Genomic DNA, 14755 nt, shown 5'->3' on the forward strand with positions numbered 1-14755 from the left:
GGAATGCCCAGCGATCCTCGACCGCGTCTCGAGACCCCGGGACCACGCTGCCGGCATGCGCGTGCTGTTCACCACCTGGGCCTGGCCTTCACACCTGTACGCCATGGTCCCGCTCGCCTGGGCGCTGCGCGCCGCCGGCCACCAGGTACGGGTGGCCAGCCAGCCCGAGCTGACCCCCGCCATCCGCGCGGCCGGCCTGCCTGCCATGCCGGTGGGCCGCGATGTGGCCACGGTTCCGCTGTTCCGGGACATCCTCACCAGCGGGCGGCCGTCCGGATCGCCCAGGGTGCTCTCGGTGTTCCACGCGGTGGCCGAAGCCATGGTGGACGGGCTGGCCTGCGCGGTCCGCCGCTGGCAGCCCGACCTGGTCGTGTCCGACCCCACCTGCTGGGCAGGCCCACTCGCCGCGGCCGCGTCGGGCACCCCGGTGTGGCGCCTGCTCTACGGCTTGGACCTGCTCGCCGCGTTCCGCACGGATATCGCCGCGGCCCTGCGGCCCCTCGCGAACCGGCTCGGCCTGGCCGAGGCCGACCCGTACGCCGCCCCGGCCATCAGTCCGTGCCCGCCCGCCCTGCGCGACCGCGCGGTGCGACTGCCGATGCGCTACGTCCCGTACAACGGTCCGGGGCTGCCGCCCAGCCTGCCGGATCGGCCGCGGATCTGCGTGACCTGGGGGCACACCATGGCGCGGCTCGGGCCGTCGTACTTCCCGGTGGACCGGATACTCACCGCCCTGGCCCACCGCCGCGACGTGGAGATCGTCGTCGCGGTGACCGGGGCGCAGCGCCGGCTGCTCCCGTCACCGCCACCGACGGTGCGGTTCGCCGAATCGGTCCCGTTGCACCTGCTGCTGCCGCACTGCCAGGCGATGGTCGCGCACGGCGGCGCGGGCACCATGCTCACCGCGCTCGCCGCCGGCCTGCCCCAGGTGCACATCCCCCGGCTGCCGGATCACCGCGCGCACGCCGCCCGGCTCGCCGCGACCGGCGCCGGCGTCGTCCTCGGCCCCGACCTGTCCGGACTCAACGCGGCCGTCACCGCGTTGCTCGACGACCAGGGACATCGGAGCGCGGCCGGGGCGCTGCGCGCCGAGATGCTCGACCAGCCATCGCCCGCCGATGTGGCCGCGGCGATCCTCGAGATCGAAAGGGACGTCCATGCTCGCTGAAGTAATGGTCGACGCGGGCCACCGCTTGATCAGGAACTACCCGCCGGAAGGGCGCGGCTATTGGGCGGCGCGCTTCTGGGACCGCGAGGAGGTGGAGACCAGGGCCCACCTCGGGGACGACTTCCGCGCGCAGAAGGCGTGCATCGCCGACTACCTCTCCCGGTACGCCGCGGACGCCGGCCGGGTGATCGAGATCGGCTGTGGCACCGGCGAGTTCACCGACCACGCCGCCCGGCTCACCGCGGCGCAGGAGATCCTCGCGATGGACATCTCGGCGCGGGCGCTGGAGCGGGCCATGGCCAGGGTGACCCATCCCGGGCTGCGGCTGGTGCGCGGCGACTTCTGGACCGCCCCGGACCTGGGGACGGCGCCACTGGTGATGTGCGTCGACGCGATCCACCACCTGGGTGATGTGCGCCAGGTGCTGCAACGGATGAGCACGCTGGTGGAGCCGGGCGGCACGTTCATCGGCAACCTGTGGACGCTGGACAACTACCACGAGTACCAGCGCACTCGCAACGGAACCCTGGGACACCTGGGCCGGTGCGCGCTGTTCCTGGCCAACGCGCTGGCCATGCGCGCCAGTGGTGGCCGGTTGCGCTGGGCCTCCTACCGGACCCAGCTGCTGCGCGCCCGGCAGGTCGAGCCGCTGTTGCGGGAAACCTTCGACGAGGTGCTCGAAGTGGCCAGCACCCGGTACTTCGTCGCCTTCGCCTGCCGTCGCGCCGACTGAGGCACTTCGGCCAGTATTAGCGCTGTGACTCGCTCTTTGACCTCGCGTGACATCGTCGCACTGACCGTGCTCGGCCTGCTGCTCGAAGGTCCCAGCCACGCGTACAACCTAAACCGGGAAATCCGGACCAGGAAGATGGACTTCGTGAGCGGCTTGCCGCGCAGCGTGTACCACGCGATGGACCGGCTGGCCGCGCAGGGCCTGTCCCGGCTGGCCGAGACCAGCCGGGACGGCCGCAGGCCGGAGCGGTCGGTGTACGAGATCACCGACGGGGGCAGGAAGGAGTTCTACGAGGCCCTGGCCGACCTGCTCATGGCGCCGACCGACAAGGAGCTGCCGTTCACCATCGCGCTGTCCTTCCTGATCAGGCTGGCGCCACAGGAGGTGCTGGCGGTCCTGCGCAAGCGCGCCGCCCGGCTGCGGGCCGAACTGGCCGAGGTCGACGCCTCGCTGGAGGTCGGCAGGCAGCACGTGCACCGGCTGGCGCTGCTGGAGGTCGAGTACACCCGGACGTTGCGGCGGGCCGAGTTGGACTGGCTCGACCAGTTGGTCGCCGACATCGCCGCGAGCCGACTGGACTGGGATCCGGACGCGATCCTGCGGGATCCCTCGATCCTGTCCCGGTGAACCAGCTCAGCGCACGGCGTCGGCGAGCCGGTGCACCTGGTCGGACCCGGCCACGCAGGGCATGAAGATCAACTCATCGCAGCCGGCGTCCACGTGCTCGGCGATCTTGGCCCTGATGGCGGCGGGCCTGGTCAGCGCCTGGCCGGCGGCGAAGCGGGCCCGATCCCCAGCGAAGGCGAAGTAGTCCAGCAGGTACCGGGACGCCCGCTCGTCCGCCTCCGGGCCGAGCGCGAAGTACACCTGGCCCATCAGCCACGGCCGGTCGGTCCGGCCCTGCTCGGCCCAGGCCACGTGGACCCGGTCGGTCAGCTCCCCGTAACTCGACGCCGAGATCCCGCCGCCGATCCAGCCGGCGCCGAACCGGGCGGCGCGGCGCATCGCAGCCGGTGAGTGCCCCCCGACGATCACCGTGGGCCGGACCGGCGGACCGATCGTGCCGGCGGACCACAGCTCGCGCATGCGCTCCAGCATGTAGTCCAGCCTGCGGCCGCGTTCCCGGTACGGCACCCCGCACAGCGCGTAGTCGTCCTCGCGGCCCCCCGCGGCCACGCCGAGCACGAGGCGTCCCGCGGACAGCCGGTCCAGCGAGGCGATCTGTTTGGCCAGTGGTGCCGCCTCACCTCGCGTGGCCGCCAGCAGCACGGTGGTGGCTAGTTGGATCCTGCTGGTCGCCGCCGCCGCGACAGCCAGCGCGACCAGCGGGTCGCTGGTCGGGTACGCCACCCGGTCGGTGATCCCGACGGTGGCGAAGCCGTCGTGCTCCGCCCTACGCGCCCAGGTGACCAGGTCGGCCACCGTCGTGCCCGGCGGGTGCGCCGGAAGGCCGATGCCGATCCGCATGCCAGCTCCACTGTTCATGTCCGGCACCCTGCCCTCGGCCGCTCAAGCAGCGCTTGAGCAGGCCTCGACACCTGCTCGCCATGATCGTGCCCTCGCAGGCGAGAGGAGTCCGATCATGAAGGCGCTCGTGCTGGCCGGTGGTGTCGGCACCAGGCTGCGACCGATGAGTCACACCATGGCGAAACAGCTCGTCCCGGTCGGCGGCAGGCCGGTCCTGCACCACTGCCTCGACTCGATCGCCGCCGCGGGCGTCAGCCAGGTGGGCATCGTCGTCGGCGACCGCGCGAACGCCATCACCTGGTCGGTCGGCGATGGGTCCGGGTTCGGGCTCGACGTCACCTTCCTGCGCCAGGAGCAGCCCCTCGGCCTGGCCGATGCCGTGCGCACCGCCCAGCCGTTCCTCGGCGACGAGGACTTCGTGCTGTACCTGGGCGGCAACGTGCTGATCGACGGCATCACCGAGCTGACCGCCCGCTTCGCACGGGACCGGCCGGACGCCGGGATCGTGGTCGCCCCGGTGGCCGACCCGGCGCAGTACGGCGTTGCCGAGGTGGATGCCGGCGGCCGGTTGGTGCACGTGGTGGAGAAGTCACCTGCCCCGCCCAGCAACCTGGCCATGGTCGGGGTGTACTTCTTCACCCCCGCCGTCCACACCGCGATCCGCGCGATCAAGCCAAGCTCGCGCGACGAATGGGAGATCACCGACGCGGTCGAGTGGCTAGTCCGGCGTGGCCACGATGTGCGGGCCTACCGCTACCGGGGCTATTGGAAGGACACCGGCAACGTCGCCGATCTGCTGGCCTGCAACGATGCGGTGCTCGACGGCATGCCCGGCGCCGTGCACGGCAATGTGGATGCGGAGTCGGTGCTGCTGGGCCGGGGCGTGGTGCGTGAAGGTGCGAGCGTGAGCCGGTCCAGGGTGGTCGGTCCTGCGGTCATCGGCGCGGGGAGCACCATCGTGGACAGCTACGTCGGGCTGTACACCTCCATCGGCGAGGACTGCCACCTGGACCGGGCGGGTATCGAGTGCTCAGTCGTGCTGGACCGCGCCAGGCTCTCCGGCGTGCGGCGGCTGACCTCCTGCCTCATCGGGCGCCGCACCCAGGTGGTGGCCGGGGATGGCACCGAGCTGGTGATCGGGAACGACACGACGATCCGGCTGGAATCGTGATGGCGCCCCGCCGCCTGTGGCAGTCGATCGTCGACGGGCTGGCCGCGATGGCGCCGCCGTACTACTGGCCGCCGGTCCCCGGCGACTACGGGCGCGCCGCGTTCCCGGCCGCCGGCCCGGCACGGGAGTCGGCCGGACCGGGCATCACGGTGTTGCTCACCGGTCTGCCCAGCGCGGGCAAGTCGACCATCGCGCGTGGCGTCGCGGACCGGCTGCGGGCCGCCGGATGGCCGGTAGCGGTGCTCGACGGTGACGAGGTCCGCGCGCACCTGACCCGCGACCTGGGCTTCAGCCGGGCGGATCGCGAGGAGAACATCCGCCGGATCGGCTGGGTGGCACTGCTGCTGGCCACGCACGGGATCGCCACCCTGGTGCCGGTGATCGCACCGTACCGGACCAGCCGGGCGCGGCTGCGGGACCAGCACCGTCACGGCGGCGCGGACTTCGCCGAGATCCACGTGGCCACACCACTGGAGGTGTGCCGGGCGCGCGATGTCAAGGGCCTCTACGCGCAACAGCGCGCCGGTCGGCTGCGCGGCCTGACCGGTGTGGACGATCCCTACGAACCACCGGAGGCCGCCGAGCTGGTGCTGCCCGCGCACCGGCAGTCGGTCAGCGAGTCGGTACAGGCGGTGTGCGAGCTGGTCGTACATCGGAGCTGGGTATGACCGGGGCAGGCGCGACGGATTCGGTGCACCGGCTGGAGTCCGAGGCGGTGCACATCTGCCGCGAGGTGGCCGGGCAGTTCGATCGCGCAGTGGTCCTGTTCTCCGGGGGCAAGGATTCCACGGTGCTGCTGCACCTGGCGATGAAGGCGTTCTGGCCCGCTCCGGTGCCGTTCCCGGTGCTGCACGTGGACACCGGGCACAACTTCCCCGAGGTGCTCGAGTTCCGGGACCGGGTGGTGAAAGGCTACGGCGTGCGCCTGCTGGTGGCGCGGGTGCAGGAGTGGATCGACCGGGGCGCGGTGCGGGAGCGACCGGACGGGACGCGCAATCCGCTGCAGACCGTGCCGTTGCTCGACTCGATCAACGCCAACGGGTTCGGCGCGGTGCTCGCCGGCGGCAGGCGGGACGAGGAGCGCGCCCGGGCGAAGGAACGGATTTTCAGTCTCCGCAACGCTTTCGGCCAGTGGGATCCGCGCGCGCAGCGACCGGAGCTGTGGAACCTGTACAACGGGCGGCACCGGCCCGGCGAGCACGTGCGGATCTTCCCGCTGTCCAACTGGACCGAGCTGGATGTCTGGCGCTACATCGCCAGGGAACGCATCGAGCTGCCGTCGATCTACTTCGCGCACCGGCGCGCGGTCTACCTCCGGGACGGGATGCTGCTGACCGCGGGGCCGTGGGGCGGGCCGGCGGACGGGGAACGAGTGGAGACCAGGACGGTGCGCTACCGGACGGTGGGCGACGGTTCGTGCACCGGCGCGATCGAATCGTGCGCGGCTACCGTGCCGGAGGTCATCGCCGAGATCGCGGCCTCCCGGGTGAGCGAGCGGGGCGCGAGCCGGGCCGACGACCGGCTGTCCGAGGCCGCGATGGAGGACCGCAAGCGGGAGGGCTACTTCTGATGGCGGACTTGCTGCGCCTGGTCACCGCGGGCAGCGTGGACGACGGGAAGTCCACGCTGGTGGGCCGCCTGCTGCACGACACTGGAGCGGTGACCACGGATCAACTGGACGCGGTGGCCAGGATGAGCGAGCGCAAGGCGCTGTCCGCGCCCGACCTCTCGCTGCTGGTGGACGGGCTCCGCGCGGAGCGGGAGCAGGGCATCACGATCGACGTGGCCTACCGGTACTTCGCCACCCCCAGGCGCTCGTTCATCCTCGCCGACACACCGGGCCACGTGCAGTTCACCCGGAACACGGTGTCCGGGGCGTCCACGGCGCAGGTCGCGGTGCTGCTGGTGGACGCGCGCAAGGGGGTGGTGCCGCAGACCCGCCGCCACTGCGCGGTGCTCGCCCTGCTCGGCGTGCCCCACTTGGTGCTCGCGGTGAACAAGATGGACCTGGTGCGGCACGAGGAGGGCGCGTTCGAGCTGGCCGCCAAGGAGTTCACCGGCCACGTCAGCGCGCTGGGCTACCGGAACGGGTCGGTGACGGCTATCCCGGTGTCCGCGCTGGACGGCGACAACGTGGTCGAACCGAGCCCTCGGTTGCCCTGGTACTCCGGCCCGACCCTGTTGCGGTACCTGGAAGAGGTGGCGGTCGCCTCAAGCGCCGACGCCGCGCCCTTGCGGTTCCCTGTGCAGTGCGTGATCCGTCCCGGCACCGCGACTCACCCGGACTACCGCGGCTTCGCCGGCACGGTGTCCGCAGGCAAGGTTCGCCCTGGCGATGAGGTGGTGGTGCTGCCCTCGGGCGTGCGCGGCAGGGTCGAGCGCATCGATGTGCCCGACGGTCAGCTCACCGAGGCGGCGGCCGGGGACTCGGTGACACTCGTGCTCGCCGGCGACGCTGTCGCCGCCAGGGGTGACCTCATCGCCTCGGCGGCCGAACCGCCGAGGGTGACCGACGAGGTCGAGGTCACCCTCGCCTGGCTGGCCGAGCGGCCGTTGACCCCGGGTGCGCGGTTGCTCATCAGACATGGGACCAGCACGGTGCACGCCGTCGCCGGTGAGATCCACGAGCGGTTCGACGAGCAAGCTCTGTCCATTGTGGACAAGCCAGGACGACTGGGAGTCAACGAGATCGCGCGGACCTCATTGCGCCTGTCCAGCCCGCTGCCGGTGGACGACTACGTGCGCGACCGCGGCAACGGCGCGCTGCTGGTGATCGATCCCGACTGCGGGGACACCCTCGCCGCGGGCCTGGTCGGCAACCCGCTGCCAGTGCTCGAACCAGGCGGAGACACGGCCGCCCCGTCGACCGGAGCCGTGGCCCGCCTCATCGGGGTGACCAAACGCTTCGGGCACGGCGCGCGGTCGGTGAACGTGCTGGACGGCGTAGACCTGGACATCGTGCCTGGGGAATTCGTCTGCCTGCTCGGCGCCTCCGGCTGTGGCAAGACGACGCTGCTCAACCTGATCGCCGGTCTCGAGCGCCCCACCCTCGGCGAGGTCCGGCTCAGCGCCACTCGACCGGCGGTGATGTTCCAGGAGAGCGCGCTGATGCCGTGGCTGACCGCCGCGGGCAACGTGGAACTGGCCCTGCGGTTCGCCGGGGTTGGCCGGGCCGAGCGTCAGGCCCGGACGACCCGCCTGCTCGAACTTGTCCGACTGGACGGGGTTGGCGACCGGCGGCCGCACGAGCTGTCCGGTGGCATGCGCCAGCGAGTCGCCCTCGCCCGCGCGCTTGCGTCCACTATGGACGGTTCCGAGTCTGGAGGCCGTGCACTGCTGCTGATGGACGAGCCGCTCTCGGCACTGGATGCCATCACCCGCGACCTGCTGCAGGGCGAACTGCTCCGCGTGTGGGAGGCCACCGGTTCCGCCGTGGTGTACGTAACCCACGACGTCCGCGAGGCGGTTCGGCTCGGCCAGCGAGTGCTCCTGCTCAGCTCCAGGCCGGGCACCGTGGCCGGCCAGTGGCACACCGATGGCGTGACCGGGCCGGCCGAGCTGTCCATTGTGGACGAAATCACCGTCGCCCTCCGGAAGGTGATCGGCCCGCATGCGCAGAGCTGACCTGATGCCAACGGCCCGGCTGGACACTCCGACGGTCAGCGGGAACCGGCGCTCCCGGATCCGCCGGGCCGGGCGGGCCGTGCTCGCACCGGCCTTCGCGGTCGCCGCGCTCGTCGGCCTCTGGCAGGCACTGTGGGCGGCCGCTTTCTGGCCGGAGCACCGGCTCCCGGCGCCACTGGCGGTGTGGCGGGAGTTGATGGGCACGATCGAGAGCGGACAGGTGTGGGAACTGCTCTGGGTTTCGCTGCACCGAGCCGCCATCGGCTTCGGCATCGCGGTGCTGCTCGGCGCGCCGCTCGGCCTGCTGCTGGCGAAGGCGCCGCTGGTGCGCGCCGCGATCGGCCCGCTGGTCACCGGCCTGCAGAGCCTGCCTTCGGTGGCGTGGGTGCCCGCCGCGCTGCTCTGGTTCGGGCTCACCGACGGCGCGATCTACCTGGTCGTGCTGCTGGGCTCGGTGCCCTCGATCGCCAACGGGCTGCTCGCGGGCATCGACCAGACGCCGCCGATCCTGCCTCGCGTCGGCAAGGTGCTCGGAGCCAGCCGGCTGGGGACCGTGTGGCACATCCTCCTGCCTGCCGCGTTGCCGGGTTTCCTCGCCGGGCTGCGGCAGGGGTGGGCGTTCTCCTGGCGTTCCCTGATGGCCGCGGAACTGATCGCCACCTCGTCCGGGCTCGGTTTCGGCCTCGGCCAGTACCTGCAGCTCGGGCGGTCCCTGTCCAGCATGGAAATGGTGTTCGCCGGAATCTTCCTGATCTTCGGCGTCGGCGTCGGCGTCGAGCTGCTGACCTTCCGCCCGGTGGAGCGGGCCGTGCTCCGCGCCCGCGGACTCGGCCCGACCCACTGACCAGTTGCCCGCACCAGCGATATTCGAGCCGCGCACCACCTCCTGCCACCAGGATCCCGCACCGGCTCGCCGGCGAGCCATCCACCACACACCTGGAGGCGGACATGGATTCGACCACTCGGCGAACCTTCCTCAAGGCAGGCACCGCCGCACTAGCAGCGGTCCTGGCCTCCGCCGGAGAGGCGGACGCGCACCCGTGCACCGCGTGGTCCTGTCCCGAACCGGGCAAACCGATCATCATCGAAGGTGCGCTGAACGTGCGTGATGTCGGCGGCTACGAAACCACGGAGGGGCACACGGTCAGGTACAGCCAGGTCTTCCGGTCCGGCACACTGGCCTACGTCACCCCGCGCGGTGTGCAGCGGCTGGCCACGCTCAGCCTCAGCACGGTCGCCGATTTCCGCACCGCCGCCGAAGTGCGGAACCAAGGGCCGGACCGGCTGCCCGCCGGGGTGAGATCGATCTCCATCCCCATCGGCGAGGCGAACGCCGCCAACACCGCCGCCCTTGACCCGGCACTGGTCGAGCTGTACCGGGACTACGTCCGGAACAGCTCGTGGCGCGCCGGGTTCGGGCGCGCCCTGCGCCACATCGCCACCACGGCGGATCGGCCGCTGCTTTACCACGACAGCGCGGGCGCGCACCGGAGCGGCTGGTTCACCGCCGTGTTGCTGACCCTGCTGCACGTGCCGAAGGGGCAGGTCTACGCCGACTACCTGCGCAGCAACGACGCGCTCGGCGGCACCTACGCCCACCGGGAGTACCTCGATGCGGCCTTCGACCAGGTGGTCAGGGACTACGGGGCGTTCAACAGTTTCATCACCGACGGCCTGGGCCTCTCCACCACCACCGCGTTGCAGATCCGGGCATATCTCCTGTCGCTCGCGTGAACCCGGTCAGCGCTCGGGCCGGGGGTTCACCCGCGCGGAGGTGCGACATCAGGCCCGGGCGGCCGGAGCGGTCCTGGACCTCGGGGCCTGGTCCGGCTGCGTGTGGTCGTTCATGGGCTCTGCTCCACCGCAAGCTGGGCGGTGAGGTAGACGGCGCCGCCAACGTAGGCGGTGTGGCCGGTGTCGTGCGAGGCGGTGGTGGCCGCGGTGACCTCGGCGGCGAACTCCGGGACCCTGGGCAGGTGCCCGCCTGCTGCCTGCGGGCTTCCAGGGTGCCAGGGGTGGCGCGGTTGAGCAGGGTAACGGTGATGGTGTCCTCGATCATGTCGCCGGAGACCACCACCAGGCTGATGCCGCGTCCGGTCAGCTCGGGGATGCGCTCGCGCAGCGCGTCCTCGCTGGCCCGTTCGCTGCGAGCGACGGGCTTGTACTGCTCGATCTCGGGCAGGCGGCCGTGGAAGTGCGCCGACTTCAGCGTGGGCGCGCCGCCGCCGGATCGACGCCGCATTCCATGCCGCCGGAGGCATTGAGTACTAGCAGGCCCAGCCGCCCGTACGCCGCCTGGACTTGACCGGCCATCGCCCGCACCGCGTCCGGTTCGGTGAGGTCGGCGGGCACCCCGATCGCCTCGCCGCCCAGCCCGGTGATCTCGTCCACCACCTGAGCGGCGCATGTGGCCTTGTCCCGGTAGTTCACCACGACCCGCGCGCCTCGCCGGGCGAGCAGCCGTGCGGTCTCCGCGCCGATCCCTCGCGAAGCCCCGGTCACCAGGGCCACCTTGCCAGCAAAATCCATGCCGCCATCCAACTCCGGACCGCGGCGGATTCCCGCTGCGACCGCCGACAGCACTGGCCACCCCGTTTTGCGCCGTCCGGTACCTGACGCGGCAACCAGGCCCTGTTATCCGCCGAGCTGTTTGGCCGGGGCGGTGAACGCTTCGGTGCCGGCGCGGGTGCGGAACGGTTCCAGGTCGGCGTGTTGCCGTTCCGCGCGGGTGATCAGGTGGTCGAAGTCCACATCGGACAGACGTGCGCCCAGCCCGGCCAGATCCCGCAACGTGGTCCACAGCTGCTTTTTGCCGTCGATCCCCATGGTGAGGAACTCCAGCTCCACGAACCGGCTCAGCGGCGAGTAGCCGCCCAGCCTGCCGTTCAGCTTCAGCCGCCCGAGCCGCTCCGCGCCGGCCGCGAGCGCGTTCTTCACCGGGTCGGGTCTGATCCCCAGTCGTTTCATGATCAGTTTGAACGTCCCGACGTCATCGGCGATGCCCCGGTGCACCCGGTCGAGCGCCTCACCGAGCGGGGTGCCGTGGTTGTTGCGCGCGGCGCGGCGGGCCATCTCCCGCCACAGCACGCCCATGGCCAGCTGGTCTCTGAGGTAGATCGCGAGGTACTTGTCCATGCCACCGAGGTACCCGGCCTGTCACCGGGGAACCGTCGGCGTCGATGATCACAACAGGGTGCTCCAGTAGGTCCAGAAGGCTTGCAGGATGGCGAAGGCGATCACCAGGAACCAGCCGGTGAGGACCATCGTGTGGAAGGTGAGCAGTGGCCGCCAGCCGCGCGGCGCCGGGAGGTGGCCGTGGTGCAGGTTGTACAGGTTGACGTAGTAGAAGATCGGGATGGTCACCGCCCAGACCACCATGCAGTACGGGCACAGCGCCCCGATCCGGTACAGGCTCTGGAAGATCAGCAGTGCACGAACACCACGCCGAGGGTGGCGCCGGTCTGGAGGCCGAGCCAGAACCAGCGGTGGAACCGGGCTCCGGCCAGCAGTGCGGCGCCGACGGTGGTGACGATGGCGAAGCCCGCGATGCCGAGCAGCGGGTTGCGGATGCCGAAGGCCTCGGCCTGTTCGGTCTTCATCACCGAGCCGCAGCTGAGCACCGGGTTGAGGCTGCACGTGGGTAGGTAGCCCGGATTGCGGATCAGCGCGATCTACTCCACGGCCAGCACGCGGGCCTGGGTGGCCGGGTCGTCGAGGTCGCGTTCGAAGGCGGGCAGGTCCAGGCCCAGGCGGCGGGCGAAGCCGAGGAAGGTGGCGCGATGGTCGGTCTGCTGGTCGCCCCATTCCGGCTGGGTCTCGTACATCAGCTTGTACATCGGCTCCAGCTTGCCCTGCGTGCCGGCGGCTTCCACGGCGCGGGCGGCGAGTTCGGCGTTGCGGTGGCTGGGGATCGGGAAGTAGCGCATGACGAAGGTGACCTTGCCGTCGTACTCCGCACGCAGCCGCTCCACGCCGGGGAAGGCCGCGCGGCAGGCCTCGCACTCCAGGTCGAGGAACTCCACGACGGTGACCTTGCCGCCGGGGGCGGTGGAGAGTTTGTGGCTGTCCGGGCGGATGAGGACCTCGGCGGGGGCGGTGGGCGGCGCGCCCTGCGGGCCGGGGTGTCCGGGCGGTTGGACAGGAATAGGCCGGTGATCACCACGGCGACGACCGCGAGGACGGTGAGGGTGATCTTGCTGTTGGCAGTCATGGGTATCCCCTGAACTCTGGGTGGGTGCGGGCAGGCCGAAGACGCGCGGGCGCGGATCGGCCTAGGTGCGCAGCACGCAGAGCAGGGCGAGGCTGGGTGCGGTGCGGTGTCGCCGGTACGACCCGGCACGCAACCGACACCGGTCGGGAGCCGCCTGGTCCACAGGCGCAATCAAGGTGATCTTGACCAACCCGCGCTACACCGGCCGCCAGGTGTGGAACAAACAGCGCAAGGACGAAGTCCTCATCAACGTCGAGGACGCAGCCCTGGGCCATGAGACCAAGCTGCGGTGGAACGAGCGCGACAAATGGGTCTTCTCTACCGACATCGTCCACGACCCGGTGATCGACACTGAGACCGTCAGCCGCGCACCGGAGATCATGGCCGCCCAAGGGGCGGGCCGAACCACGCGAGAGCGGCACCGGACCCGTCACCACTACGCGTTGCCCGGGCTGGTGCACTGCGGGTTGTGCAGGCGGCGGATGCAGGGACAGTAGAGCAAGGAGCCCCTGTTCTACCGGTGCCGCTTCCCCAACGAGTACGGTTGGGCCAACAAAGTCGAGCACCCCCGCAACGTGTACCTGGCTGAGCATGCCCTGCTCGGCCCGCTGGACAAGTGGCTGGGCACCTGCTTCGCCCCGCACCGGCTGACCGAAACCATCGACGCGCTCCACCGAGCCCAACCTGACGCCGACGACGATCCGGCGACGCTGGCGGCGGCCCGGCTGGTCCAGGAGTGCGACCGCAAGCTCGACCGCCACCGCGGCTTTGGAAGCGGGCGCAGACCCGCAGTTGGTGGCCGGGTGGATGGCCGAGGTCCAAGCCCGCCGCGCCGAGGCACTGACACGCTCGCGACCCGCGGCCGAGCGATGGCGGATGACCAAGGACGAGATCCGGGCACTTATCGACCGGCTGGGCGAAGTTCGGAAGGCGTTGGCAGCGGCTGATGCTGCGGACAAGACTGAGGTCTACCGGCAATTGAAGTTGCGGCTCACTTACGAACCCGGGAAAAGAACTCTGAGGGTCGAGACATGCCTGACCCGCACAGTTGGCGTTATGGTTTGTGTCCGAGGGGGGACTTGAACCCCCCAGGCCGGTGAGGTTTCCCCGAATCGGGGAGTTCACACCGATGAGCATACCTCCGGGGCGGAGGCAGTGGGTGCCGACGGCGTCTCCGTACGGATGCGGGTGTCTGTTCTATTCAGGTCGTGTGCAGCGGCGTGATCGTGTCCAAGGTGGACGGACGAGTGGCCTCGGAGATGGCTAAGGCTCCGTGCGTGGGCGGATGATGACAGCGCACGTGCTCACGGGCGTTGCCGGACCCATCCCCGCGTGTGCGGGGACGACCTGGCTGCGGCGGTGCTGGAGCGCTGTGCCGATGGACCATCCCCGCGCGCGCGGGGACGACAATCCGGCGGCGGTCGCGGCGGTCAGCAGGAGTGCGGTGACCACGACCACCAGCCGCCGCAGTCGCCGGGCCAGGCGGTTGGCGGCGGTATGTTCGGCTTGTTCCACGGCACTGGCCGCCCGCCTGGCAGGGAGGTGACCCGCGGAGCAGCGCCTCACTCCTTGGTCGTGACCAGCGAAACCGGCCGCTCCGCCGTGGCGAGGGCAGTGGTGATGCCGCTTGTCACCGCCACGATCACCACCGAGCCGATCGAGACGACCGCGAGCAGGCCCCAGGGAACCGCCACCACGGCCGTGCCGATCGCCCGGGACCGCGCCGCCGATGCCGGCCAGTCCCGCCCCGGCCACCGCGCAGCCCAACAGCACGCCGATGACCGCCACGGCGGCGCCTTCGGCCACGGCCGTCCGGACCACCTGGGACCGGGTCAGGCCGCTCACCCTGGCCACGGCGAACTCGCGCCGCCGTTCGGTTCCGGCGATGACCGCCGAGTTCACCACCGCCAGCAACGCGTACAGCCCGGCGAGTCCCATCAGCACGGCCAGGATCCGGGCGTTGCCGTCCTGGGCTTGTTCCGCGCGGGCCATCGCCCACTCCGGCACCGTCCGCACCTGGCCGAAACAAGCACGTCGGCAACATCTTCACTAACCTCGGCCGCACCCCCGGCGAGGACCGCAACCGCCGGGTGCTCGCCACCCTGACCTACCTGCGGGACGGGGCCCGGCCGAGGTGAACGGCCTCCGCCGAGCTGTGCTGGAGCCGGCTGCGCCGGAACTGGTGGGCGGCCCCGGTTGGCCGCAACACACCCCACCGGCGTGCCTCGCGCAGCAACCCCGGCACCCGCCAGGGCAACCGGCCGCGCCACCACCAGTCACCGGCCCGCGTCGCACTGGCCAGGACAGGAGTGAACGGTACGCTGTACGGCCGGTTGATGACGGCTCTGCCGGACTTGGTCCACATTTGAGTGAATCAGTTCA

The 14755-nt window shown here is 71.0% G+C and carries 16 protein-coding genes and 2 pseudogenes; 11 read left to right on the forward strand and 7 right to left on the reverse strand.

The window, feature by feature from the left end:
- Nucleotides 1-55: 55 nt before the first annotated feature.
- Genes ACWDY5_RS22415 through ACWDY5_RS22425 form a run of 3 tightly spaced genes read left to right on the forward strand, consistent with a single transcriptional unit; the run spans nucleotide 56 to nucleotide 2528 of the window.
- A complete protein-coding gene (locus ACWDY5_RS22415) occupies nucleotides 56-1168 on the forward strand; it encodes a nucleotide disphospho-sugar-binding domain-containing protein (protein ID WP_449724114.1) in 1113 nt (370 codons plus the stop codon).
- Nucleotides 1158-1901 carry a class I SAM-dependent methyltransferase gene (locus ACWDY5_RS22420; protein ID WP_449724115.1) on the forward strand — a complete coding sequence of 248 codons (744 nt, stop codon included), beginning with the start codon at nucleotides 1158-1160 and terminating at the stop codon, nucleotides 1899-1901. Before ACWDY5_RS22415 ends, ACWDY5_RS22420 begins: the two co-directional genes overlap by 11 nt.
- Nucleotides 1902-1925: 24 nt before the next feature.
- Complete coding sequence (locus ACWDY5_RS22425; protein ID WP_449724116.1) at nucleotides 1926-2528, forward strand: PadR family transcriptional regulator; 603 nt, start codon at nucleotides 1926-1928, stop codon at nucleotides 2526-2528.
- 6 nt (nucleotides 2529-2534) lie between these two features.
- On the opposite strand, the gene ACWDY5_RS22430 is transcribed toward ACWDY5_RS22425, so the two are convergent.
- Nucleotides 2535-3386: an LLM class flavin-dependent oxidoreductase gene (locus tag ACWDY5_RS22430; protein WP_449724117.1), complete on the reverse strand. Its 852-nt coding sequence runs from the start codon at nucleotides 3384-3386 to the stop codon at nucleotides 2535-2537.
- 97 nt (nucleotides 3387-3483) lie between these two features.
- On the opposite strand from ACWDY5_RS22430, the gene ACWDY5_RS22435 reads away from it, so the two are divergent.
- From ACWDY5_RS22435 to ACWDY5_RS22465, 7 genes and pseudogenes are all read left to right on the forward strand, one after another.
- The gene (locus tag ACWDY5_RS22435) at nucleotides 3484-4539 is read left to right on the forward strand and encodes a glucose-1-phosphate thymidylyltransferase (RefSeq protein ID WP_449724118.1); all 1056 of its coding nucleotides are present in this window, start codon (nucleotides 3484-3486) and stop codon (nucleotides 4537-4539) included.
- Nucleotides 4539-5207 carry an adenylyl-sulfate kinase gene (cysC, locus tag ACWDY5_RS22440; protein WP_449724119.1) on the forward strand — a complete coding sequence of 223 codons (669 nt, stop codon included), beginning with the start codon at nucleotides 4539-4541 and terminating at the stop codon, nucleotides 5205-5207. The genes ACWDY5_RS22435 and cysC overlap by 1 nt, the downstream gene beginning before the upstream one ends.
- Nucleotides 5204-6109 (forward strand): sulfate adenylyltransferase subunit CysD, encoded by a 906-nt coding sequence (gene cysD, locus ACWDY5_RS22445; RefSeq protein WP_449724120.1) that lies wholly within the window; start codon nucleotides 5204-5206, stop codon nucleotides 6107-6109. Before cysC ends, cysD begins: the two co-directional genes overlap by 4 nt.
- Nucleotides 6109-7377, forward strand: a pseudogene (locus tag ACWDY5_RS22450) (sulfate adenylyltransferase subunit 1); the annotation flags it as partial. The gene cysD and the pseudogene ACWDY5_RS22450, both read left to right, overlap by 1 nt.
- On the forward strand, nucleotides 7369-8163 hold the full coding sequence (locus tag ACWDY5_RS22455) for an ABC transporter ATP-binding protein (protein WP_449724147.1): 795 nt from the start codon (nucleotides 7369-7371) through the stop codon (nucleotides 8161-8163). The pseudogene ACWDY5_RS22450 and the gene ACWDY5_RS22455, both read left to right, overlap by 9 nt.
- Entirely contained in the window at nucleotides 8150-9007 is an 858-nt protein-coding gene (locus ACWDY5_RS22460; RefSeq protein ID WP_449724121.1) for an ABC transporter permease, read from the forward strand. Before ACWDY5_RS22455 ends, ACWDY5_RS22460 begins: the two co-directional genes overlap by 14 nt.
- Before the next feature lie 104 nt (nucleotides 9008-9111).
- Nucleotides 9112-9897, forward strand: a complete 786-nt coding sequence (locus ACWDY5_RS22465; protein ID WP_449724122.1) for a tyrosine-protein phosphatase — start codon at nucleotides 9112-9114, stop codon at nucleotides 9895-9897.
- Between the two features lie 471 nt (nucleotides 9898-10368).
- On the opposite strand, the gene ACWDY5_RS22470 is transcribed toward ACWDY5_RS22465, so the two are convergent.
- From ACWDY5_RS22470 to ACWDY5_RS22490, 5 genes and pseudogenes are all read right to left on the reverse strand, one after another.
- On the reverse strand, nucleotides 10369-10665 hold the full coding sequence (locus ACWDY5_RS22470) for an SDR family NAD(P)-dependent oxidoreductase (RefSeq protein ID WP_449724123.1): 297 nt from the start codon (nucleotides 10663-10665) through the stop codon (nucleotides 10369-10371).
- Between the two features lie 132 nt (nucleotides 10666-10797).
- Nucleotides 10798-11298, reverse strand: coding sequence for a hypothetical protein (locus tag ACWDY5_RS22475; protein WP_449724124.1), 501 nt, complete (start codon nucleotides 11296-11298; stop codon nucleotides 10798-10800).
- 48 nt (nucleotides 11299-11346) lie between these two features.
- Nucleotides 11347-11526, reverse strand: coding sequence for a hypothetical protein (locus ACWDY5_RS22480; RefSeq protein ID WP_449724149.1), 180 nt, complete (start codon nucleotides 11524-11526; stop codon nucleotides 11347-11349).
- A 33-nt stretch (nucleotides 11527-11559) separates the two neighbouring features.
- Nucleotides 11560-11783 (reverse strand): annotated as a pseudogene (locus ACWDY5_RS22485) (vitamin K epoxide reductase family protein); the annotation flags it as partial.
- 51 nt (nucleotides 11784-11834) lie between these two features.
- Nucleotides 11835-12185: a DsbA family protein gene (locus ACWDY5_RS22490; RefSeq protein ID WP_449724125.1), complete on the reverse strand. Its 351-nt coding sequence runs from the start codon at nucleotides 12183-12185 to the stop codon at nucleotides 11835-11837.
- A gap of 370 nt (nucleotides 12186-12555) precedes the next feature.
- Between ACWDY5_RS22490 and ACWDY5_RS22495 the strand changes: the two genes are divergently transcribed.
- Nucleotides 12556-12870 (forward strand): recombinase family protein, encoded by a 315-nt coding sequence (locus ACWDY5_RS22495; protein ID WP_449724126.1) that lies wholly within the window; start codon nucleotides 12556-12558, stop codon nucleotides 12868-12870.
- Nucleotides 12871-13636: 766 nt separating this feature from the next.
- Here ACWDY5_RS22495 and ACWDY5_RS22500 read toward each other — a convergent pair.
- Nucleotides 13637-14389 (reverse strand): FtsX-like permease family protein, encoded by a 753-nt coding sequence (locus ACWDY5_RS22500; RefSeq protein WP_449724127.1) that lies wholly within the window; start codon nucleotides 14387-14389, stop codon nucleotides 13637-13639.
- Between the last annotated feature and the right edge of the window lie 366 nt (nucleotides 14390-14755).

Source organism: Crossiella sp. NPDC003009 (genome assembly GCF_053591555.1).